21 protein-coding genes and 1 pseudogene are annotated in these 19,735 nt (G+C 72.6%); 9 read left to right on the top strand and 13 right to left on the bottom strand.

Annotation, left to right across the window (positions count from 1 at the left end; translation table 11 throughout):
- Positions 1-41 precede the first annotated feature (41 nt).
- A complete protein-coding gene (locus tag FIV44_RS02400) occupies positions 42-1,073 on the top strand; it encodes a helix-turn-helix domain-containing protein (RefSeq protein WP_141003095.1) in 1,032 nt (343 codons plus the stop codon).
- 5 nt (positions 1,074-1,078) lie between these two features.
- Here FIV44_RS02400 and FIV44_RS33805 read toward each other — a convergent pair whose 3' ends face one another.
- Genes FIV44_RS33805 through FIV44_RS02385 form a run of 4 tightly spaced genes read right to left on the bottom strand, consistent with a single transcriptional unit; the run spans position 1,079 to position 4,181 of the window.
- The gene (locus FIV44_RS33805) at positions 1,079-1,153 is read right to left on the bottom strand and encodes a 50S ribosomal protein bL37 (protein WP_370249596.1); all 75 of its coding nucleotides are present in this window, start codon (positions 1,151-1,153) and stop codon (positions 1,079-1,081) included.
- A gap of 21 nt (positions 1,154-1,174) precedes the next feature.
- On the bottom strand, positions 1,175-1,585 hold the full coding sequence (locus FIV44_RS02395; RefSeq protein WP_141003094.1) for a thioesterase family protein: 411 nt from the start codon (positions 1,583-1,585) through the stop codon (positions 1,175-1,177).
- Positions 1,586-1,615: 30 nt separating this feature from the next.
- Positions 1,616-3,292, bottom strand: coding sequence for an acetolactate synthase (locus tag FIV44_RS02390; RefSeq protein WP_141003093.1), 1,677 nt, complete (start codon positions 3,290-3,292; stop codon positions 1,616-1,618).
- 31 nt (positions 3,293-3,323) lie between these two features.
- Positions 3,324-4,181: a DUF2785 domain-containing protein gene (locus FIV44_RS02385; protein WP_141003092.1), complete on the bottom strand. Its 858-nt coding sequence runs from the start codon at positions 4,179-4,181 to the stop codon at positions 3,324-3,326.
- A gap of 131 nt (positions 4,182-4,312) precedes the next feature.
- Here FIV44_RS02385 and FIV44_RS02380 point away from each other — a divergent pair, with 131 nt between their 5' ends.
- The gene (locus FIV44_RS02380; protein WP_141003091.1) at positions 4,313-5,791 is read left to right on the top strand and encodes a sensor histidine kinase; all 1,479 of its coding nucleotides are present in this window, start codon (positions 4,313-4,315) and stop codon (positions 5,789-5,791) included.
- Between the two features lie 36 nt (positions 5,792-5,827).
- Here the strand turns inward: FIV44_RS02380 and FIV44_RS02375 are convergent, their stop codons facing one another.
- Positions 5,828-6,082 (bottom strand): WhiB family transcriptional regulator, encoded by a 255-nt coding sequence (locus FIV44_RS02375; RefSeq protein ID WP_038678054.1) that lies wholly within the window; start codon positions 6,080-6,082, stop codon positions 5,828-5,830.
- A gap of 209 nt (positions 6,083-6,291) precedes the next feature.
- On the opposite strand from FIV44_RS02375, the gene FIV44_RS02370 reads away from it, so the two are divergent.
- The gene (locus FIV44_RS02370) at positions 6,292-6,732 is read left to right on the top strand and encodes a hypothetical protein (protein WP_141003090.1); all 441 of its coding nucleotides are present in this window, start codon (positions 6,292-6,294) and stop codon (positions 6,730-6,732) included.
- On the opposite strand, the pseudogene FIV44_RS02365 reads toward FIV44_RS02370, so the two are convergent.
- The 5 genes and pseudogenes from FIV44_RS02365 to sodN all read right to left on the bottom strand — a co-directional run bounded on the left by FIV44_RS02365 (position 6,729) and on the right by sodN (position 10,265).
- A pseudogene (locus tag FIV44_RS02365) lies at positions 6,729-7,546 on the bottom strand (sigma-70 family RNA polymerase sigma factor). The gene FIV44_RS02370 and the pseudogene FIV44_RS02365 overlap by 4 nt on opposite strands.
- Entirely contained in the window at positions 7,543-7,965 is a 423-nt protein-coding gene (locus FIV44_RS02360) for an ATP-binding protein (RefSeq protein WP_141003089.1), read from the bottom strand. The pseudogene FIV44_RS02365 and the gene FIV44_RS02360 overlap by 4 nt, the downstream one beginning before the upstream one ends.
- A 95-nt stretch (positions 7,966-8,060) precedes the next feature.
- Positions 8,061-8,633, bottom strand: coding sequence for a hypothetical protein (locus FIV44_RS02355; protein WP_141003088.1), 573 nt, complete (start codon positions 8,631-8,633; stop codon positions 8,061-8,063).
- A 185-nt stretch (positions 8,634-8,818) separates the two neighbouring features.
- Positions 8,819-9,625, bottom strand: a complete 807-nt coding sequence (locus FIV44_RS02350) for a hypothetical protein (RefSeq protein ID WP_141003087.1) — start codon at positions 9,623-9,625, stop codon at positions 8,819-8,821.
- Between the two features lie 214 nt (positions 9,626-9,839).
- Positions 9,840-10,265 (bottom strand): superoxide dismutase, Ni, encoded by a 426-nt coding sequence (sodN, locus tag FIV44_RS02345; protein WP_141003086.1) that lies wholly within the window; start codon positions 10,263-10,265, stop codon positions 9,840-9,842.
- 58 nt (positions 10,266-10,323) lie between these two features.
- Between sodN and sodX the strand changes: the two genes are divergently transcribed.
- The 4 genes from sodX (at position 10,324) to FIV44_RS02325 (ending at position 14,598) form a co-directional block, all read left to right on the top strand.
- On the top strand, positions 10,324-10,665 hold the full coding sequence (sodX, locus tag FIV44_RS02340; protein ID WP_141003085.1) for a nickel-type superoxide dismutase maturation protease: 342 nt from the start codon (positions 10,324-10,326) through the stop codon (positions 10,663-10,665).
- Between the two features lie 131 nt (positions 10,666-10,796).
- A complete protein-coding gene (locus tag FIV44_RS02335) occupies positions 10,797-11,912 on the top strand; it encodes an NAD(P)-dependent malic enzyme (protein ID WP_141007697.1) in 1,116 nt (371 codons plus the stop codon).
- A 21-nt stretch (positions 11,913-11,933) separates the two neighbouring features.
- Positions 11,934-12,911 (top strand): zinc-binding dehydrogenase, encoded by a 978-nt coding sequence (locus tag FIV44_RS02330; protein WP_141003084.1) that lies wholly within the window; start codon positions 11,934-11,936, stop codon positions 12,909-12,911.
- A 202-nt stretch (positions 12,912-13,113) separates the two neighbouring features.
- Entirely contained in the window at positions 13,114-14,598 is a 1,485-nt protein-coding gene (locus FIV44_RS02325) for an MDR family MFS transporter (RefSeq protein WP_141003083.1), read from the top strand.
- A gap of 137 nt (positions 14,599-14,735) precedes the next feature.
- On the opposite strand, the gene FIV44_RS02320 is transcribed toward FIV44_RS02325, so the two are convergent.
- The 3 genes from FIV44_RS02320 to FIV44_RS02310 all read right to left on the bottom strand — a co-directional run bounded on the left by FIV44_RS02320 (position 14,736) and on the right by FIV44_RS02310 (position 17,167).
- Positions 14,736-15,794: an alpha/beta hydrolase gene (locus FIV44_RS02320; RefSeq protein WP_141003082.1), complete on the bottom strand. Its 1,059-nt coding sequence runs from the start codon at positions 15,792-15,794 to the stop codon at positions 14,736-14,738.
- A 70-nt stretch (positions 15,795-15,864) separates the two neighbouring features.
- Positions 15,865-16,464, bottom strand: a complete 600-nt coding sequence (locus FIV44_RS02315; RefSeq protein WP_141003081.1) for a hypothetical protein — start codon at positions 16,462-16,464, stop codon at positions 15,865-15,867.
- Positions 16,465-16,540: 76 nt separating this feature from the next.
- Complete coding sequence (locus FIV44_RS02310) at positions 16,541-17,167, bottom strand: TetR family transcriptional regulator (RefSeq protein ID WP_141003080.1); 627 nt, start codon at positions 17,165-17,167, stop codon at positions 16,541-16,543.
- 125 nt (positions 17,168-17,292) lie between these two features.
- Here FIV44_RS02310 and FIV44_RS02305 point away from each other — a divergent pair, with 125 nt between their 5' ends.
- Positions 17,293-18,453, top strand: a complete 1,161-nt coding sequence (locus FIV44_RS02305) for a flavin reductase family protein (RefSeq protein WP_141003079.1) — start codon at positions 17,293-17,295, stop codon at positions 18,451-18,453.
- A gap of 130 nt (positions 18,454-18,583) precedes the next feature.
- Complete coding sequence (locus FIV44_RS02300; RefSeq protein WP_141003078.1) at positions 18,584-19,729, top strand: fatty acid desaturase family protein; 1,146 nt, start codon at positions 18,584-18,586, stop codon at positions 19,727-19,729.
- Positions 19,730-19,735 lie beyond the last annotated feature (6 nt).

The raw sequence follows: 19,735 nt of genomic DNA, 5'->3' as shown, positions 1-19,735 counted from the left end.
ACCTCCCGGCCGGAACGAACCGTCCCTCCGCTTCCCGCAAGGTGGTCCACCATGACTCCCCCGCAGGCTCCCGCCCGGACCCGGCACCGGCGCTGCCGGACCAGTTCGGGCTCCGCGCCCGGCAGCCCATCGGGGCCGGGCTCTCCGAGATCGTCCGCGACGTGCTGTCCCGCCAGGAGCGGGTGGAGGAGCAGCACCGTGTGCTGTGGGAGCGGCTCGTCGGCCACCTCGACCAGCGGGGTCGCGACCGCCGTACCTCGGCGCTGAGCGCCGTGTCGGCCAACTTCGTGGCGCTCGCCGTTCTCGACGACCCGGCGGACGACGTCACCGCCGCTCGCCTCGCCCGGCAGCTGGGCGCGGAGCGGGTGAGCCGCCTGCAGCACCGGGCGAGCGGGCTGCTCGACACCGCGCCGGAGCTGCCCTGGACCACCGTCGTCGTCCGCCGCCTGCTGGCGCCGGCCCTCCGCGGCGGGGCTCCCGAGGGCGACGCCGAGGGGCTGGGAGCGGTGGCACTGCGCTGCCAGGACCTCGGCCGCGGCCTGCTCTTCCAGGGCATCGACGCCGGCCCGGCGATCCTCGTGGCGGCCGCCGTGCCCGTCGAGCGCGTCGACGACCTCGTCGCGCTCCTCGACGACGGCTCCGTCGCCGAGTGGCGCCGGCACCTCGCCACCCTCGTCGCCAACCCGTGGGGCCCGTACGCCGAGAGCATCACCGAGCTGGCGCGGCACGCCGACCGGCCCGCCGCGGTGACGGCCGTCGAGTGGTGCCGCGAGTGGGGGCACGAGCGCGAGCGCGAGCAGATCGCCCACCAGGTCCAGCGCCTGGTCGCGCTCAGCGGCGCCTCGCAGCGGCAGTTCGCGGCGCGCATCGGCACGTCGCCGTCACGGCTGTCGAGCTACGTCCACGGCACCGTGACGCCCTCGGCCGCGCTGTTCCTGCGCATCCAGCGCGCGTCCCGGGCCCTGCAGGCGGAGCTGGCGCCGCACCGGAGCTCCTCGCGGGGGCGTGACGGCGCCCGAAAGAGACGAACCCCCGGACCGTTCGGTCGGGGCTCGTCGGATACGCGGTGCTGATCGGGTCAGCTGTTGGGGCGCTTGCCGTGGTTCGCGCCCTTCTTGCGGCGCGCGCGGCGCTTGCGGCCGGTCTTGCCCATGGTTCCTCCTGAAGTCGTGAATCAGGCCATTCTCTCAGGACCGCCGGCCGGCGGCGAAATCCGGGCCAGGAACCGCTCGGCGTCGACGACCACCCGGGTGACCTCGCCCGACCCGACCAGCTTCCCCGCCCGGCCCTCGGCGCCGACCTCGCGCGCGGCGACGGCGAAGCGGCGCAGCCGGCCGTCGGCGTGGACCTCGCGGGCGGTGACCTCGACGGCTCCGCCGACCGCGGTGGCGGCGAGGTGCTCGAGGTCGACCCGGGTGCCGACGCTGGTCTCGCCCGCGGCCAGGGCGGGCTCCACGGCCGCGCAGGTCGCCGCCTCGCACCACGCGAGCAGCCGGGGCGTGCCCAGCACCGGCAGGCTCCCGGAGCCGACCGCCAACGCGGTGTCGGCGTCGGTCACGGTGAACCTCAGGGTCGCCTCGCCCATCCTCAGCCTCCTCGCCGGTTGCCGTCGATGTCAGATGCCGAACGTGGAGCGGGGGTAGGCGGCGTCCACGTCCGTGATCACGTTGACCAGGTACGGCGCGCCCGCGGCGAACGCCCGGTCGAGGGCGGGCCCGATCTGCCGCGGGTCGGTGACCGTCTCGCCGGCGCCGCCGAGGGCGGTGACCACCTGGTCGTACGCCGTGCGGGGCGCGAGGTCCGCCGCGACGTCGTACCCGTAGAGCAGCTGCATCGGGCCCTTCTCCAGTCCCCACGCGGAGTTGTTGCCCATCACCATCACGACCGGCAGGCCGTGGCGCACCAGCGTGTCGACGTCCATCAGCGAGAAGCCCGCCGCGCCGTCGCCGAGCAGCAGCACCACCTGCGACGACGGCCGGGCGATCCGGGCGGCGACCGCCGCGCCGAGGCCCGCGCCGAGACAGCCGTAGGGGCCGGGGTCGAGCCAGCAGCCCGGTCGCCTCGGCTCCACGAACTTGCCGGCGAAGGACACGAAGTCGCCGCCGTCGCCGATGACCACGGCGTCGTCGGCCAGTCGCGGGACCAACTCGCCGTAGATCCGCGCCGGGTGGATCGGGTCCGCCTCGGCGCCGAGCAGTTCGGCGTCCTTGGTGCTCGCCGCGGCGACGGTGTCCTGCAGCAGGGTGAGCCAGGCGGACCGGTCCGGCTGCCGGGCGCCGGCCAGCGCCCCGAGCAGCCCGTCGAGGACGCTGGTCAGGTCGCCGCTCACCGACGCGGCGAGGTCGGCGTGGCCGGAGACCTGGCCGGGGGAGTCGGCGATGTGGACGACGGCCGCGGGCTCCGATCCGTCCTTGCCGCCGAACACGCCGTACCCGAGCCGGAAGTCCAGCGGCGTCCCGACCACGACGACCAGGTCGGCGCCGTTCAGCGCGGCGCCCCGTGCCTTGGTGACGAGCAGCGGGTGGCCGCCGGGGACGACGCCGCGGCCCATGCCGTTGGTGATCGCGGGCAGCCGCATCTCCTCGACCAGGCGCAGCGCCGCCTCCTCGGCGTGGTCGGCCCACACGTCGGTGCCGAGGATCAGCACCGGCCGCTCGGCCGTCGCCACCAGCGCGGCGATCCGTGCGACGGCGTCGCTGTCCGGCTCCGCGCCGCGGTAGGTCCCGATCACGGGCGCCGCACCCGCGCCGACGTTGAAGAACTCGTCCATCGGCACGTCGACGTACGTCGGGCCGCGGTGCGAGGAGCGCGCCTCGCTGAAGGCGGTGTCGAAGCCCGCGGCCACGTCGTTCGCGGTCATCAGGGTCGCGGCGTGCTTCGTCACCGGCGCCACGATCGGCAGGTGGTCGATCTCCTGCAGCGCGCCGGTTCCCCAGCGGTTGTTGGGCGCCCGCCCGCCGACCACGACCATCGGCGATCCCGCGAACCGGGCCTGGGCCAGGGCGCTGACGCCGTTGGTGACGCCCGGCCCCGCGGTCAGCACCGCCAGGCCCGGCACCCGGGTCAGCTTGCCGGTCGCCTCGGCCGCGAAGGCCGCGGTCTGCTCGTGGCGGACGTCGACCAGCCGGACCGGCGTCCCGCCGTCCTGCTGCGACTTGACCGCGCCGTCGTACATCGGGAACACGTGGGCGCCCGAGAGCGTGAACATCGTCTCGACGCCGTGGGCGCGGGCGACGGCGGTGGCGATCTCGCCCGCGTGGCCGGTGAGCTGGCTGCTGTCCGTGGTGGTCACTCCGGCACCCTAGCCAGCGGATCCGCGGAGGTCAGCGGATGTCGTCGAGGAAGTAGGGGTGCACCCGCCGCAGCGAGGCGACCAGCGCGAGCAGCAGGTCCGGCCGCACCCGGGGGTGCCGGGGGGAGATGGTGAGCTGGAGGTAGAGCGCGCGGAGGACGGCCTGGGCGTTGCCGGTGGCCCGGTAGGGGTCGCGGCCGGCGGGCGGCTTGGCCCGGGCGCCGCGCTCGAGGCGGACCACCCACGGCTCCAGGACGCTCAGCGGCACCCGGTCGCGGCGCAGCACCTCCATCACCGCGTGCGCGATCCGGTCCGGCTCGCCGTGGACCAGGGGCGGGGTGTCGGGGTTGAGCACGCGGTCGGCGATCACGTCGAGCAGCACGGTCAGCTCGGTCATCCCGAAGTGGCGCGAGGCGGCCAGCGCGGCGAGCGCGTCGGCGCCGTGGGCCGCGGCGTGCGCCCAGCCCTTCCCGGGCACGAACCCCCGCAGGTCTCGCTCGCGGACGTACCACGCGGCGATCCGGTCGCCCCAGTGCAGCACCTTGCTCGGGGGGAGCCGGCGGATCCGGGTGTCGCGCTGGATGCACTCGGCGAGCAGCAGCACCGAGAAGCTGCGCCGGAACACCGAGTCGGTGTCGCGCTCGCCGATCCCGGCGTTGAGCCCGGCGCACATGCCGTCGCCGAGCCCGGCCAGCAGGTCGTCGTACACGCCGTGCTCGATCCAGGTGGCGAGGAAGGAGTACGCCATCCCGTCGCGCACCTGCGGGTCCGGGTCGCCGAGCATCTGCGTCAGCTGGGCGGTCAGGTCACCGAGCGGGTGGTCGGCAGGGGGGTGCCGTTCCCCGTCGCGGAGGGCCTGCTGGAGGCGCGCCCAGTCCACCGACACCATCAACCCACACCCTCCGGAGCAGCCGAGCCTTCATCCCCCAGGCCCCTATCCTGCCAAACGACCTGAAGGGACGCCGAGCCGGGACGCTCGGCCGCCGGACCGGCCCGGGCTGCGGCGGATAGGTTGTGCCCGTGCCCTCCCTGTCCGCGATCGCCCGGCGTCACACGGAGCTCGACGACGCCGACATCGCCTGGCTCCAGCTGATCCAGGCGGACTGGCAGGTCATCGCGGACCTCTCCTTCGCCGACCTGGTGCTCTGGCTGCCCGACAGCGGCGGCGCCGGCTTCTGGGCCGGCGACCAGATGCGGCCCACGACCGGCCCGACGGCGTACGTCGACGACATCGTCGGCACCTTCGTGGCCGCCGGCCGCCGGGTCCTGGTGGACGCGGCCTTCGAGCTCGGCCGGATCGCGCGGGAGGGCGACCCCGAGTGGCGTGACGACGTCCCGGTCCGGGTGGAGGCGATCCCGGTGCGCCGGGACGGGAGGGTGATCGCGGTGATCAGCCGCAACACCAACCTGCTCGGCGTGCGCACCCCCAGCCTGCTGGAGATCAACTACCTGCAGGCCGCCACCGACCTCTCCCAGATGATCGCCGCCGGGCTGTTCCCGACCACCGCCCAGCGCAGCGACCACGCCGACTCCCCGCGCGTGGGCGACGGCTTCCTGCGGGTCGACGCCGAGGGACGGGTGATCTACGCCAGCCCCAACGCGCTCTCGACGTACCGCAAGCTCGGCCTGACCGGCGACCTCACCGGCCACCGGCTCACCGATCTCACCCGCGAGCTGGTGCCGCCGAAGAAGCGGCCCGACGAGGAGACCCTCAGCGCGGTGCTCGGCGGCCGGGCGCACCGCGACACCGAGCTCGGCGCCTCCGGCGGCCCCGGCGACGGCGCCGCCCTCATCGTGCGCGCCATCCCGCTGCGCCCCAAGGGCGAGCACATCGGCGCGATCATCCTGCTCCGCGACGTCACCGATCTGCGCCGCCGCGACCGGGAGCTGGTCACCAAGGACGCCACCATCCGCGAGATCCACCACCGGGTGAAGAACAACCTGCAGACGGTCGCCGCCCTGCTGCGCCTCCAGGCCCGCCGGATCGACGCGCCCGAGGCCGCGTCCGCCCTCGAGGAGGCCGTCCGCCGGGTCGGCTCGATCGCGATCGTCCACGAGACCCTCAGCCAGGCGGTCGAGGAGACCGTCGCCTTCGACGACATCGCCGACCGGCTGGCCCGCCTGGTCACCGACGTCGGCTCCACGACGGCCCAGGTCGGCGTCCGCCGCGAGGGCAGCTTCGGCGTCCTCGCCTCCGAGGTCGCGACCCCGCTGGCGATGGTCGTGATGGAGCTGATGCAGAACGCCGCCGAGCACGGGTACGACGCCGGCGGCTCCGGTCAGATCGTGGTCCGCGCCGAGCGGCGCGGTGCCGTGCTCGAGGTCGCCGTCGAGGACGACGGCCGTGGGCTGCCCGAGGGCTTCGACCTCGACGCCGCCACCAGCCTCGGCCTGTCGATCGTGCGCACCCTCGTCGAGTCCGAGCTCGGCGGACACCTGACGCTCGGTCACGCCCCCGACGGCGGCACCCGCGCCGGGATCAGCATCCCGGTCGAGTGATCGCCACGGCGCAGGCGGCGTGCTCCCGGCGTCGGCTCAGACGGGGGTGCGGACCCGGGCGCGGGCGTTGCGGCGCTTGAGCGCGCGGCGCTCGTCCTCGCTCAGGCCACCCCACACACCGTGGTCCTGCCCCGCCTCGAGCGCCCACGCGAGGCACTGCTCGCGCACGTCGCAGCGTCGGCACACCGCCTTGGCCTCCTCGATCTGGAGGATCGCCGGGCCGGTGTTGCCGATCGGGAAGAACAGCTCCGGATCCTCGTCGAGGCATGCGGAACGGTGTCGCCAATCCATGGGTGGGAATGCCCTCTTCTTTCACTGGGAGGTGCCCTCGTTCGGGCACGCGTGAAGCCGCAAAAGTGAACGGTTTCACGATCGCTCCGGCAAGGTTTCCAAGGATTCGTTCACGAATCAAGCAATTCGCGTGGTCTGTTGGGTCACAACCGCATGCTGGACACCCACCTCCGGGGGACCGGCCCCCGGGTACACCTAGGGTGTGGGCCGTGACCGACCGGCCGAGCGACCCCCAGGCGACCAACCCGCCGCCGCTGACCGTGGCCGCCTCGCTGGCCGCCGTCCAGGGGCTGGTGCTCCTCATCCTCGCGGTGCTGGAGCTGGCCAGCGTCTCGTCCAGCCGGTTGGGGTTCGGCCTGTCCACGGCCGTCTTCTTCGCGGCGTACGGCGCCCTCCTGATCGGTGCCGCCCTCGCCCTGTGGCGCCGGCACGGGTGGGCGCGGGGTCCGGTGCTGATCACCCAGCTGATCGTGCTCGGCCTGGCCTGGAACCTGCGCGAGCACGTGCTGGCCGCGGTCGGGCTCGCCGCGGTCGCCCTGGTCGTGGTGGCGGCCGTCGTGCAACCGGACACGATCGCCGCTCTCGAGGACCGTCCGGAGGACGCGGACGACGCGGAGGACGCGGAGGACGCGGAGGACGCGGGAGACTAGGCCTCCGCCTCGAGCGACTCGCGCAGCTGGGCCAGGGTGCGGCTCAGCAGCCGGGAGACGTGCATCTGGGAGACGCCGATCTCCTCGGCGATCTGCGACTGCGTCATGTTCTTGAAGAACCGCAGCAGCAGGATCTTCTTCTCCCGTGGCGGCAGGTTCTCCAGCAGCGGCTTCACCGACTCGCGGATCTCGACGTGCTCGAGCGCCTCGTCGTCCACGCCCATCGCGTCGAGCATGCTCTGGCCGGCGCCGCCGTCGGAGTCGTCGTCGGTGGCGTCCAGGGAGAGGGTGGAGTAGGCGTTGCTCGACTCCAGGCCCTCGACGATCTCCTCGACGGAGCACCCGATCGCCTCGGCGAGCTCGCGGGGGTGGGGGAGCGGCCCAGCGACTGGGTCAGCTCGGCGGTGCTCGCGCTGATCTGCATGCGCAGCTCCTGGAGCCGCCGCGGCACCCGGATCGCCCAGCCCTTGTCCCGGAAGTAGCGCTTGATCTCGCCGATGATCGTCGGCGTGGCGTACGTCGAGAACTCGACGCCGCGCTCGGTGTCGAACCGGTCGACGGACTTGATCAGCCCGATCGTGCCGACCTGGACCAGGTCCTCGTAGGGCTCGCCGCGGTTGCGGAACCGGCGTGCGCAGTGCTCGACGAGCGGGAGGTGCAGGTGGACGAGGGAGTCGCGGGCGCCGTCGCGCTCGGCCTGGGAGGCGAGCTCGTCGCGCAGGACGGAGAAGAGCTCGGCGCTGCGGCGGCGGGTCTGCTCGATGTTCGTCGGCGGCCCACCCCCGGTGCCGCCCCGAGACTGGTCGGTGGTCATGATGCGAGCGAGGACCGAACGAGGAGGCGCACGGAGTAGCGACCGGCGACGGCGTCGATCGCCGCCTCCTCGGCGAGCGTGGCGAGGACCTGCCAGCCGAAGCTCTCGTAGTCGGGCGCGGTCGGTGCCTGCGCGTCGGCGGCGATGGTCAGCGCGAGCTCGTCGTCGCCGAGCTGGAACCGGCAGGCCAGGACCGCGCCGGGGTCGGCCTCGTCGAGCACCATCGCCGCCGCCTCGGAGACCGCGATCCGCAGGTCCTCGATGTCGTCCATGGTGAAGTCGAGGCGCGCGGCGAGGCCGGCCGTCAGCGTGCGCAGGACCGAGGCGTAGGCGCCGTCGGCGGGCAGGCGCAGCTCGACCTCGTCCGGCCGGCCGGCGGCCGTCGTACCCCCGACAGCAGGGCTGCTCGTCTCGGACATGCCGCATCCTCCGGGTAGACGTGGGAGTTCAGTGGGACGACCCTACGCCAACGGCCGTGCCCCCGAGGGCACGGCCGTTGGACGGACGGGTCGCGTCAGTTGCGAAGGTCGCCGAGACCCAGCAGGTCGAGCAGCCCGGCCTGGTCGAGCAGGTCGAGCACGGCGCCGAGCCCGAGCGAGTCGAGCAGGAACCCGAGGCCGAGGCTGTCGAGGAGGTCGCCGACGTAGTCGAGCAGGTTGTCCTTGTCCGGCGTCCCACCCGGCAGCGGGACGGCGTTGCCGGCCTCGCAGGCGGCCAGCAGGACCTTCGTGCCGCTGACGGCCTTCGCGGCGTTCGCCCGCAGCACCTTGGTCTTGCGGAGGTTCTTCTTGGTCTTGTTGAGCTTCTTCTGCAGCTTCGCGACCCGCTTGGGGGCGTGCGCCTTCTTGGCCTTCTTGATCTTCTTCTGCAGCTTGATGATCTTGGCCTTGAGCTTCTGGATCTTGATCCGAGCCGCGGAGCGGGTCGTGGTCGCGACGTCGACGGCCTTGGCCTGGATGGTGCAGTCGACCGCTGCCCGCTGGGTCGTGGCTGCCACCGGGGTGGCCGAGGCCACCGGCGCGGCGGTCAGCGTCAGGCCGAGCGCGACCGCGATGCCGAGGATGAACTTGATCGGAGCATGATTCATCGGGTTTCTCCCTCAGATGTGCCGAGTGTCGCTACCCCCATGGCGACGACCGGTCATGGTGCCGGACGCATGGGCCGCCCGGTCGGCGGCATCCTAGGGCATTTGGTGCCCCTTCCATGGGACGAGGGCCCGGGACGTTCGTCCCGGGCCCTCGTCAGGGCGTGCGACGCCCCGCCTGTCGTCGGTCAGCAGATGACCGGCAGCGGCAGGACCGAGCACAGCGGGTTGCCACCGCCGCCGCCCGGGAGGCCCGGCAGGCTCGGCAGGCCGCCGCCCCCGCCGATGCCGCTGATCAGCTGGTCGAGCACGCTCTGCAGCGTGTCGAGCACCGGGGCGAGGGTGCTGACGACGTCGCCGAGACCCAGGCTGGTCAGGGTCGTCTTGAGCACGTCGATGAGGCCCTGCGGGTCGCTCAGGCCGGCCTTGAACGCGTCACAGAGCGGCTGGGCCTGCGGGAACTGGGCGCAGAGCTGGTCGAAGGTCGCGAACGGGTCGCCCAGTCCGGGCAGGCCGGCCAGCGCGTCGCAGAGGGGCTGCAGGTCCGGGACGGCGTCGCACAGCGCCTGGATCGGCAGGCCGGGGGTGCTCGGCGCGACGGCGCCGGGCGAGCCCTTGCACGCGGCCCACGCGGTGTACGCCGGCCCGTACTGCGCCGCGGCCTGGTTGCGGTAGGCGACGCCGACGCGCTTGGCCTTCTTGGCCTTCTTCAGCTTCTTCTTGAGCTTCTTGATCTTCTTCGCGGGCTTGTGGTGCTTCTTGGCCTTCTTGAGCTTCTTCTTGAGCTTCTTGACCTTGGCGTCCGCGGCGGCGACGTAGCTGTTCGCCGAGTTGTAGTTGTTGGTCGCCTTGACGAGGGCCTGGCCCTCGGCGGTACAGGCGGGGGCGGCGGCCTGCTGGGCCACCGGCGCGGCCGAGGCGACCGGCGCCGACGTGAGCGTCAGGCCGAGCGCCACCGCCAGGCCGACGAGGATCTTGAAAAGGGCGCGATGCATCGCGGGATGTCTCCCTCCGGTTCGGACCGGTCGCCCGCGCAGGTCTCCCTCCGCGCGAGGTCCCGGTGTGGTCCCGGGCCCGTGCCCGGTTCGTGCGTCACGTTAAGCCAGGACGTCGCGGAGGAGTGCTCGAAAACACGGACCGCACGTCCGAAATGGACGTGCGGTCCGGGTGACCCGGGCACGATGGCCCATCGGAGCTAGTCCGAACGGATCATGCCTTCTTCGTGGCCCAGAAGATCTCCGCGATCTCGTCGATCTTCGCCAGCAGCTCGTCGGCCTTGGCGGCGTCGAGGGTGCCCTTGGTGCCGGCGGCGCCCGCCAGCTTGGTGGCCTCGTTGACCAGGGTGTGCAGCTGCGGGTACGCCTCGAAGTGCGGCGGCTTGAAGTAGTCGGTCCACAGCACCCACAGGTGGTGCTTGACCAGCTCCGAGCGCTGCTCCTTGATCAGGATGGCGCGGGTGCGGAAGTCCGGGTCGTCGCTGTCGAGCGCCTTGGCGATGACGGCCTTGATCGACTCGGCCTCGATCCGTGCCTGCGCGGGGTCGTAGACGCCGCAGGGCAGGTCGCAGTGAGCGGAGACCTCGACGGTCGGGGCGACGAAGGCCCTGCTGAGGGTCGTGGTGAGACGGGAGAACATGTCGGTCCTCTCTGGAGTTCAGGCGGGTGGGAACGTGCTGCCTGCGACACTACTCGCCATGGCGCGGGCGGCAACGGCAGGTCGGGGTCGCGGCGGTCCGTCGCGTCGGATCGGCCTCGCCGTGGTCCGGGGGGATTCGATGCGGCCGACGCTGCGGCCGGGCGACCGTCTCCTGGTCGTGTACGGCGCCCGGGTCCGGCCCGGTCGCGTCGTCGTCGCCCGCTTCGCCGACGGCACCCTCGTGGTCAAGCGGGTCGCCGAGCGCCGGGGGAGCGGCTGGTGGCTGCGCGGCGACAACCCGGACGTGGGCGTGGACTCGCGCCACCGCGGAGCGGTGCCGGAGGAGGAGGTGCCCGGCGTCGTACGCGGGCGGGTGTGGCCCTGGCCGCGGCCACTGTGACCGGTCCCATGCGGACGTCCCGCCCGGCCGGTCCGGCGGATGTGAAAGGATGAACGATCGTGGCTGACGTCGTTCCCTCCCCCCATCCGCGCGCGGGTGAGCCGGTCTTCGATCTGCACCTCGGCGGGAAGATGGCGACCGTACCCACGGCCGACGTCAGCACCCGCGACCAGCTCTCGCTGGCCTACACCCCCGGTGTCGCCGAGGTGTGCGAGGCGATCGCCGCCGATCCCGGGCTGACCCGGCACTACACCTGGGTGCCCAACACCGTCGCGATCGTCACCGACGGCACCGCCGTGCTCGGCCTGGGCGACATCGGCCCGGACGCCGCCATGCCGGTGATGGAGGGCAAGGCGGTGCTGTTCAAGCAGTTCGGCGGCGTCGACGGCATCCCGATCTGCCTGGCGACCACCGACGTCGAGGAGATCATCGAGACGGTCGTCCGCCTCGCGCCGAGCTTCGGCGGCATCAACCTCGAGGACATCTCGGCCCCGCGCTGCTTCGAGATCGAGGACCGGCTCAAGGAGGCCCTCGACATCCCGGTCTTCCACGACGACCAGCACGGTACGGCGGTGGTGACCCTCGCGGCCCTGGTCAACGCGCTCAAGCTCACCGGCCGCACCGCTGACGCGACCCGCGTGGTCATCTCCGGGGCGGGCGCCGCCGGGGTCGCGATCGCGAAGATCCTGCTGGCCGCGGGCGTGAAGGACATCGCGGTCACCGACCGCAAGGGCGTGGTCAGCTCCGACCGCACCGACCTCACGCCGTCCAAGAAGGCGCTCGCCGAGCTCACCGCCGACCAGTGCGGCCGCCGCGGCACGCTGGCCGAGGCCTTCGACGGCGCCGACGTCTACATCGGCGTCTCCGGCGGCACCGTGCCCGAGGAGGTCGTCGCCACCATGGCCGACGACGCGATCATCTTCGCGATGGCCAACCCGAACCCCGAGGTGCACCCCGACGTCGCCCATCGCCACGCGCGGGTCGTCGCGACCGGTCGCTCCGACTTCCCCAACCAGATCAACAACGTGCTGGCGTTCCCGGGCATCTTCCGCGGCGCGTTCGACGTCCACGCCAGCGCGATCACCGAGGGCATGAAGGTCGCCGCCGCGGACGCCCTGGCCGCGCTGGTCGGCGAGGACCTCTCCGAGGACCTGGTCATCCCGTCGCCGTTCGACCCGCGGGTCGGCCCGGCGGTGGCGACCGCGGTCGCGGAGGCCGCACGTCGGGACGGCGTCGCCCGGATCTGAGGGGTCGCTAGGGTCGGTCCCGTGTTCGCCGTCTATGCCGACTCCTTCGCCAGCTCCGCCGACGACCCACTGACCGGCCTCGTGGTCGGGGAGCGCCCCGACCCGGTCGCGCCCGACGGGTGGACCACGATCAGCGTCCGGGCCGCCTCGCTCAACCACCACGACCTGTGGTCGCTGCGCGGCGTGGGCCTCAAGGCCGAGGCGCTGCCGATGATCCTCGGCTGCGACGCGGCGGGGTACGACGAGGACGGCAACGAGGTGGTCGTCCACGCGGTCGTCTCCGACCCGGCCTGGAGCGGCGACGAGACGCTCGACCCCCGGCGCTCGCTGCTGTCCGAGCGGCACCAGGGGACCTTCGCCGACCGGGTCGTCGTACCGACCCGCAATGTCGTGCCCAAGCCCGCCTCGCTGTCCTTCGAGGAGGCGGCGTGCCTGCCGACCGCCTGGCTCACGGCGTACCGGATGCTGTTCACGCAGGGGGCGCTCAAGGCCGGCGACACCGTGCTGGTGCAGGGCGCCGGCGGCGGCGTCGCGACCGCGCTCATCGCGCTCGCCCGCGCGGGCGGCCTGCGGGTGCTGGCCACCAGCCGCGACGAGGCCAAGCGCGCCAAGGCGCTGGAGCTCGGCGCCCACGAGGTGTTCGAGTCCGGCGCCCGGCTGCCCGTGAAGGTCGACGCCGTGATGGAGACCGTCGGCCGCGCGACCTGGTCGCACTCGATCCGCGCGCTGCGGCCCGGCGGCCGGATCGTCATCTCCGGCACCACCTCCGGTCCGAACCTCGACGACGCCGAGCTGACCCGGATCTTCTTCCTGCAGCTCAGCGTCGTCGGGTCCACGATGGGCACCCGCGGCGAGCTCGCGGGGCTGGTCAACCTGCTCGACAGCACCGGCGTGCGGCCGGTGGTCGACCGGGTGCTGCCGATGGCCGAGGCGCGCGACGGGTTCGCCGCGATGGCCGCCGGCGACGTCTTCGGCAAGATCGTCTTCACGCGCAATTAACCATTGGCGGGAATGACTGTCGGTGCTGGACGATTGAGTCCTGTCAGCGCCTGATGGGGCGGGCCGATGAATTTCCCTGGCCCGTCATGTCGATTCGGTGACGGTCGGTTCGTCGTACCAGTGAAGCGACGGCCCACCCGAGCCACCTGGCGTCACGTGGTCGGCCACCGCTGGACCACGCCACCAACCGATAGGACCCGTCATGACTGCGCTCTCCGGACCCACGGAGACCGGCGAAACGCCTGCGTTCGAGCAGGAGTTCGCCAGTGCCCCGGTGACCCCGGGCCGGACCCCGCTCGTCATCAAGCTGCTGGTCGCGGCGACCTTCGTCGTGATCCTCAACGAGACGATCATGGTCAACGCCATCCCGCGGCTGATGACCGACTTCGCGATCACCTCGACCACCGCCCAGTGGGCGCTGACGGTGTTCATGCTGACCATGGCCGCCGTCATCCCGGTGACCGGCTGGTTCCTCCAGCGGGTGACCACGCGGGCGGCGTACGCCACCGCGATGGCGACCTTCAGCGTCGGCACCCTGATCGCCGCCGTGGCCCCGACCTTCGAGGTGCTCCTCGTGGGCCGCGTGGTCCAGGCCGGTGGCACCGCGGTGATGATGCCGCTGCTCATGACCACCCTGATGACGGTCGTGTCACCTGCGGACCGCGGCCGGGTGATGGGCCAGGTCACGCTCGCGATGTCCTGCGCCCCGGCGCTCGGCCCGGCCGTGTCCGGCATCCTGCTCGACCTCGGCTCGTGGCGGCTGATCTTCTTCACCGTGCTCCCGATCGCCATCTTGGTCGGCTGGTTCGGCCTCCAGCAGCTGGAGAACGTCGGCGAGACCAACCGCAGCCCGATCAGCTGGGTGAGCGTCGTGCTGGCGGCGGGCGGCTTCAGCCTCTTCGTCTACGGCCTGAGCAAGGTCGGCAACGCCGCGTGGCCCGAGCCCACCCTGCTCATCGGCTCCGGCGTCGTGCTGATCGCCCTGTTCGCCGCGCTGCAGATCCGCCTCCAGCGCTCCGACCGCCCGCTGCTCGACCTGCGCACCCTGCGCCACCGCAACTACGCGGTGTCCCTGGTCCTGATGGCCGCCGGCTTCATGGCCTTCCTCGGCTCGATGATCCTGCTGCCGCTCTACCTGCAGGACCTGCGCGGCCTCACCGAGCTCCAGACCGGTCTGCTCGTCATGCCCGGCGGCCTGGCGATGGGCCTGCTCGGCCCGCAGGTCGGCAAGGTCTACGACCGGATCGGCGCCCGCCCGCTGGTCGTCCCCGGCTCGGTCGCCATGGTCGCGCTGCTGTTCGGGCTGAGCCGGATCGGCGCCGAGACGCCGTACGCCGTCATCCTGGCCCTGCACGTCGCGCTCATGGTCAGCCTGGCGCTGGTCTTCACGCCGGTCTTCACGATCGGCCTGGGCGACCTCTCGCCGCAGCTGTACTCCCACGGCAGCTCCCTGCTCGGCACCCTCCAGCAGGTCGCCGGCGCGATCGGCACCGCGCTGCTCGTGGTCATCATGACCAACCGCAGCGAGCACCTCGCCGCCGCCGGCGCCCGCCCGGTCGACGCCTTCATGGGCGGCCTGCAGTGGGCCTTCGCCACCGGCGCCGTGATCGGCGTGGTCGTGGTCGCCATGGCCCTGCTGCTGCCGTCCAAGGTGGACGCTCCCGCGGGTGCTCACGGCGGGCACTGATCGGCTGGCCGCCTGGCCGGTTGGTTCGCAGGTGCATGGATCCCCGGACATCCGGGGATCCATGCGCTTGTCAGGTGTTGCAACCCCTGACAAGCGCATGAGCCGCCCGTCCCCTGTGACGGAAGGGGCGCCAGTGACTAGCCCAGGAACGCGTCGAGCAGCGGCCAGCTGATCTCGGCGGCCCGGGGCCCGGCGACCAGGCCGAGGTGGCTGAGCCCGTCGGCGGCCGCATACCGCGCGCCGGGTACGACGTCCACGCCGGCCCGGACGGCCGGCCCGTCGGCGATGTTGTCGGTCGCGCTGCCGACGAACAGCACGGAGGTCCGTACGTCGGCGAGCCGGACTGCCCGCCGGCGGCTGAGGTGCACCGTGCCGGAGGCGAGCTCGTTGCGGACCATCAGCCGGGTGTGGATCTGGTGGTAGGCGCGGCCGGGATAGCCGGGCATCTCGGCGATGAACTCGTCGATCGCGCCGGTCCGGGCGAGCGCCTCGGTGTCGAGGATGTTCCTCGCCAGGTGCACCGCCCTGGTCAGCTCGCGGCGGGGCGCCATCGCGCGGTAGCTCGCCCGCACCAGGTGACGCGGTACGCCGCCGAGGGCGGCGGTCGGCGCGGTGACGGCCCGGGTGCCGAGCACACGGTCGGCCATGACGAGGGGCTGGATCGCGGGGATCAGCGAGTAGTCGATCGGCGTCCCGAAGGCGGTCAGCGACGCGATCGGCAGGTCCGGGTGCGCGGCGGCGGTGAGCAGACTCATCGTGCCGCCCAGCGACCAGCCGACGAGATCGACGCCGTCGGCCGCGTCGCCGCCGGCGGCGTGGTCGGCGAGCACGGAGTGGATCGCGGTCGGGAGGATGTCGTCGACCCACGCCTCGAAGCCCATGCCGCGGTCGGCGAAGGTGATCCGCCCGTAGTCGACGAGGTACGCCGCCCGGTCGGCGTCCAGCAGGTGCGCGGCCAGGCTCTGGCCGGGCCGCAGGTCGAAGCAGCGCGCCGACACGGCGAGCGGCGGCACGAGGAGGACGGGGCGCGGCGCCCGGGCCGTGGCGGCCCGGTCGAAGCGGACGAGCCGCCGGTGCGGGGCGTCGGAGAGCACGGTGGCCGGCAGGCCGTCGTACTGCTCGACGCCGTCGCCGAGGGGCGAGATCGCCCAGGCGTTGCGGGCGGCGGTGCTCAGGAGGTCTGCTGCGGTCGGCACCGCGACATGGTCCCCGCCGGGACGTCCGGCCGTCCACCGAACGTGACGAGCGCGACGCCCGCTGCCCGGCTCACCAGCAGGGCACGATGTCCTGCGCGCCGGCGACGCCGTCGTACAGCCGCATCCGGGTGCCGCGCATCACCCGGGTCTGCGGGTCGGCCCAGGCGAGGGTGGTGTCGGCCGGGCCGCCGTTGCCGGCGACGCTGACCCGGCGGGCGGTGACGTGGAGGACCAGCCGCCGCTTCTGCGTGCCCGGGAAGCACGCCGAGCCGTGCCGCTTGCTCTGGGCGACCGCCTGCTCGACGTGGGCCCCGCGCGGGACGCCGCGGTACCGCAGCGTGACGATCGCCTGGAAGCCGGACGGGTGCGGCGACGCGACCTCCCACGTTCCGGTGATGCCGATGGACATGCCGCGGGTCCGGCTCGAGGGCACCGTGAACACCGCCTTGCCGTCGCGCACGGTGCGGGTCCGGCTCGACCACCAGCGGTGCCGGAGGCCCTGCTGGAGGAAGACCTCGCAGCCCTCGCAGTCGGCGACCTTCACCACCACCCGGGTGCGGTGGGCCGCGGCGTGCGCCGGAGCGGGCGTCGCGACCAGCGCGGTGACGAGGAGGCCGGTGACGAGGGCGAGGACGGACAGGACGGTACGACGGGGGCCCGAGACGGACATGCGAGTGCTCCTGGAGTCGAGGGGGTGCACTACCTGGACGCGCCGGCGCCCCCTCGGGGTTGCATCCGGGCGCGGATCAGGGGGTCCCGGAGCGCCAGTTGCGGGCGCCGACGAGCATCATCCGCAGCTGGGTCCGCGCGGCGTCGGCCACGCGCTGCTCGGCGAGGGAGCCGGGGCCGGTGCCGAGCAGCCGCTCGGCGGTGGTGACCATCGCGCCCACGATCAGCGCCGACAGCACCTGGAGGTCGTGCTCGGTCCAGGTGTCGGTGCCGGGCAGGTGCGCGAGGTCGGTGGCCAGCTCGCGCTCGGCGAGCTCGATGCCGCGGGCGATGGCGCCGCGCACCGCGGCCGGGCCGGCGAACCGCTCGCGCGCGATGAAGCCGTAGTGCGCGTGCTCCTTGCGGACCTGCTCGACGAGCACCGCGACCGAGCCGTCGATGATGGTGCCGGCGTCCTCGCCGGCGGTACGACGCAGCTCGCGCAGCAGCGAGCGCAGGGTGTCGAGCGACTCCTCGACCAGGGCCAGGCCGAGATCCTCGATCGAGGTGAAGTGCCGGTAGAAGGCGGTCGGCACGATGCCGACCTCCTTGGCGACCTGCCGCAGCGACAGCGCGACCAGCGCGGAGTCCTCGGACAGGGTGAGGGCGGCGTCGAGGATGGCGCGGCGGGTCCGCTCCTTGCGCTCGACACGGCTCTCGGGCATGACAGCGATCCTACGTGAGTGAACATGTGTGCACTATCACGCGGTCCGGTCGTTGACCTGCCCTGCGCCCAGCGGTCAGAGTTTCGGAGTACGGATGTGCACTCAAACTTCCCGAAGGAGACGCGATGTCCGCGCTCATCTCCCCGCCGGCTCCCGGCGGCCCCGTCGGGCGGCTCCTGCGCTCGCGGCTCGCCGCGGCGCTGACCACCCCGCACGGCGTCGACCGGTACCTCGAGCGGTTCAACCCGATGTGGGCCGCGCACGAGGTGCGCGCCCGGGTCGTGTCCGTCCGCCGCGAGACCTCCGGCGACGACGCGACCGGATCCGCCCCGGTCGCCACGCTGACCCTCCAGCCCACCAGCACCTGGCGCGGCCACCGCGCCGGCCAGCACGTCCTGGTCGGCGTCGAGCTGCCCGGCTCGGCCAAGCGGCACACCCGCGCGTTCTCGATCTCCTCGGCCGCCTCGGCGCCGGGGGAGCGGTTCACGCTCACGATCCGCGCCCACGACGAGGGCCAGGTGTCGTCGTACCTCGTCCGCGAGGCTCAGCCCGGCCAGCTCCTGCACCTCTCCCAGGCGCAGGGCGGGTTCACCCTCGTCGAGAGCCCGGCGACGCCGACCATCAGCCGGCTGCTGTTCATCACCGGGGGCTCCGGCATCACTCCGGCCATGTCCATGCTCCGCACCCTCCTCCGGGACGGGTACGACGGCCACGCCGGCCGCCGGGTGACCTTCCTGCACTTCGCCCGCAGCCACGAGGACCAGATCTTCGCCGACGAGCTGGCGGCGATCGCCGCGGCCGACAACGGCGTCGACGTCCACCTGCACTACGGCGACCAGCTCTTCAGCGCGTTCGAGCTGCGCCGCCTGGTGCCCGACTTCCGCGACACCGACACCTGGCTCTGCGGCCCCGCCGGCCTGGTCGAGCTCGTCAAGGACGCCTACACGGGCCCCGACGGCGAGCTGTCGCCCCGGCTGCGGATGGAGTTCTTCAAGCCCGCCGTCGCCCGGGCCGCCGCCGCGGGCGAGGCCGTCGAGGGCGAGGTGTCCTTCACCCGCTCCGGCGCGACCGCCGCTGCCACCGGCGCCAGCCTGCTGGAGCAGGCCGAGGAGCTCGGGCTGAGGCCGGAGTTCGGCTGCCGGATGGGCATCTGCTTCTCCTGCACCCGCACCAAGACCGCCGGCACCGTCCGCAACGTCCTCACCGGCGAGGAGTCCTCCCTGCCGGACGAGGAGATCCGCCTCTGCGTCACCACCGCCGCCGGCGACTGCCACATCGACGTCTGATCAGCCTGCTGCCTCCTCGCCGACCCGGCGCAAACGGCCCGGAGGAGCGCAGCGGGGGAGGACGGCTTGCGCCGTGTCGGCGAACACCCACCACGAACCACAGTCTCGACCGAGCGACAGGAGCACGAGAATGACTGAGACCATCACCCCGAGCAACGAGCTCGACGAGAAGTACCACGGCCTCACCGCCGACCAGATCGAGCAGCTCGGCGCCGAGCTCGACGCCATCCGCCAGCGGGTGATCGCCGACCTCGGAGAGGACGACGCGGCGTACCTCCGCAAGGTCGTCACGACCCAGCGCAAGATGGAGATCGCCGGGCGCGCGCTGTTCTACCTGCCCGTGGTCGGCTGGCTGCCGGCCGTCGCCTGCCTGGGCGTGTCGAAGATCCTCGACAACATGGAGATCGGGCACAACGTGATGCACGGGCAGTACGACTTCCTGGGCGACCCGGCGTTCAACTCCCGGATGTTCGACTGGGACACGGTGTGTCCGGGCGAGCAGTGGAAGTACTCCCACAACTACATCCACCACACGTTCACGAATATCGTCGGCAAGGACCGGGATGTGGGCTACGGCATCCTGCGGATGGACCCCGACCAGAAGTGGCACCCCTACTACCTCGGCAACCCGCTGTACGCGTTCCTGCTGATGACCTTCTTCGAGTGGGGCGTCGCGCTGCACGACCTCGAGGTCGAGAACATCGTGTCCGGCAAGCGCACGCTGGCCGACAACAAGCCGCTCTACCCGGGACTGATGCGGAAGATCCGGCGCCAGGCGGTCAAGGACTACCTGCTGTTCCCGGCGCTCACCGGGCCGCTGTTCCCGCTGACCTTCGCCGGCAACGCGGTCGCCAACCTGGTCCGCAACGTGTGGGCCTTCAACATCATCTTCTGCGGCCACTTCCCCTCCGGCGTCGCGTCGTTCTCCGAGGCGGAGACCGAGAACGAGACGCGCGGCCACTGGTATCTCCGCCAGATGCTCGGCTCGGCCAATATCACCGGAGGCAAGCTGTTCCATGTGATGAGCGGCAACCTGTCCCACCAGATCGAGCACCACCTCTTCCCCGACCTGCCGGCGCGCCGCTACCCGGAGATCGCCGCCGAGGTGCAGGAGATCTGCGAGCGCTACGGCCTGCCCTACAACACCGGCCGGCTCAGCAAGCAGCTGTTCAGCGTGTTCAAGAAGATCTGCCGCTACGCCCTGCCCGGCGGTACGCCGGACGCCGCTCCCGTGCGCGGCCCGGGGTCCGTGACCGAGGACTCGTTGGCAGCCTGAGGCGGC

Source organism: Nocardioides humi (assembly GCF_006494775.1).
GTDB lineage: Bacteria > Actinomycetota > Actinomycetes > Propionibacteriales > Nocardioidaceae > Nocardioides > Nocardioides humi.
The sequence above is the reverse complement of the archived record's forward strand: the minus strand, read 5'-3'. Positions and strand labels throughout refer to the sequence as shown.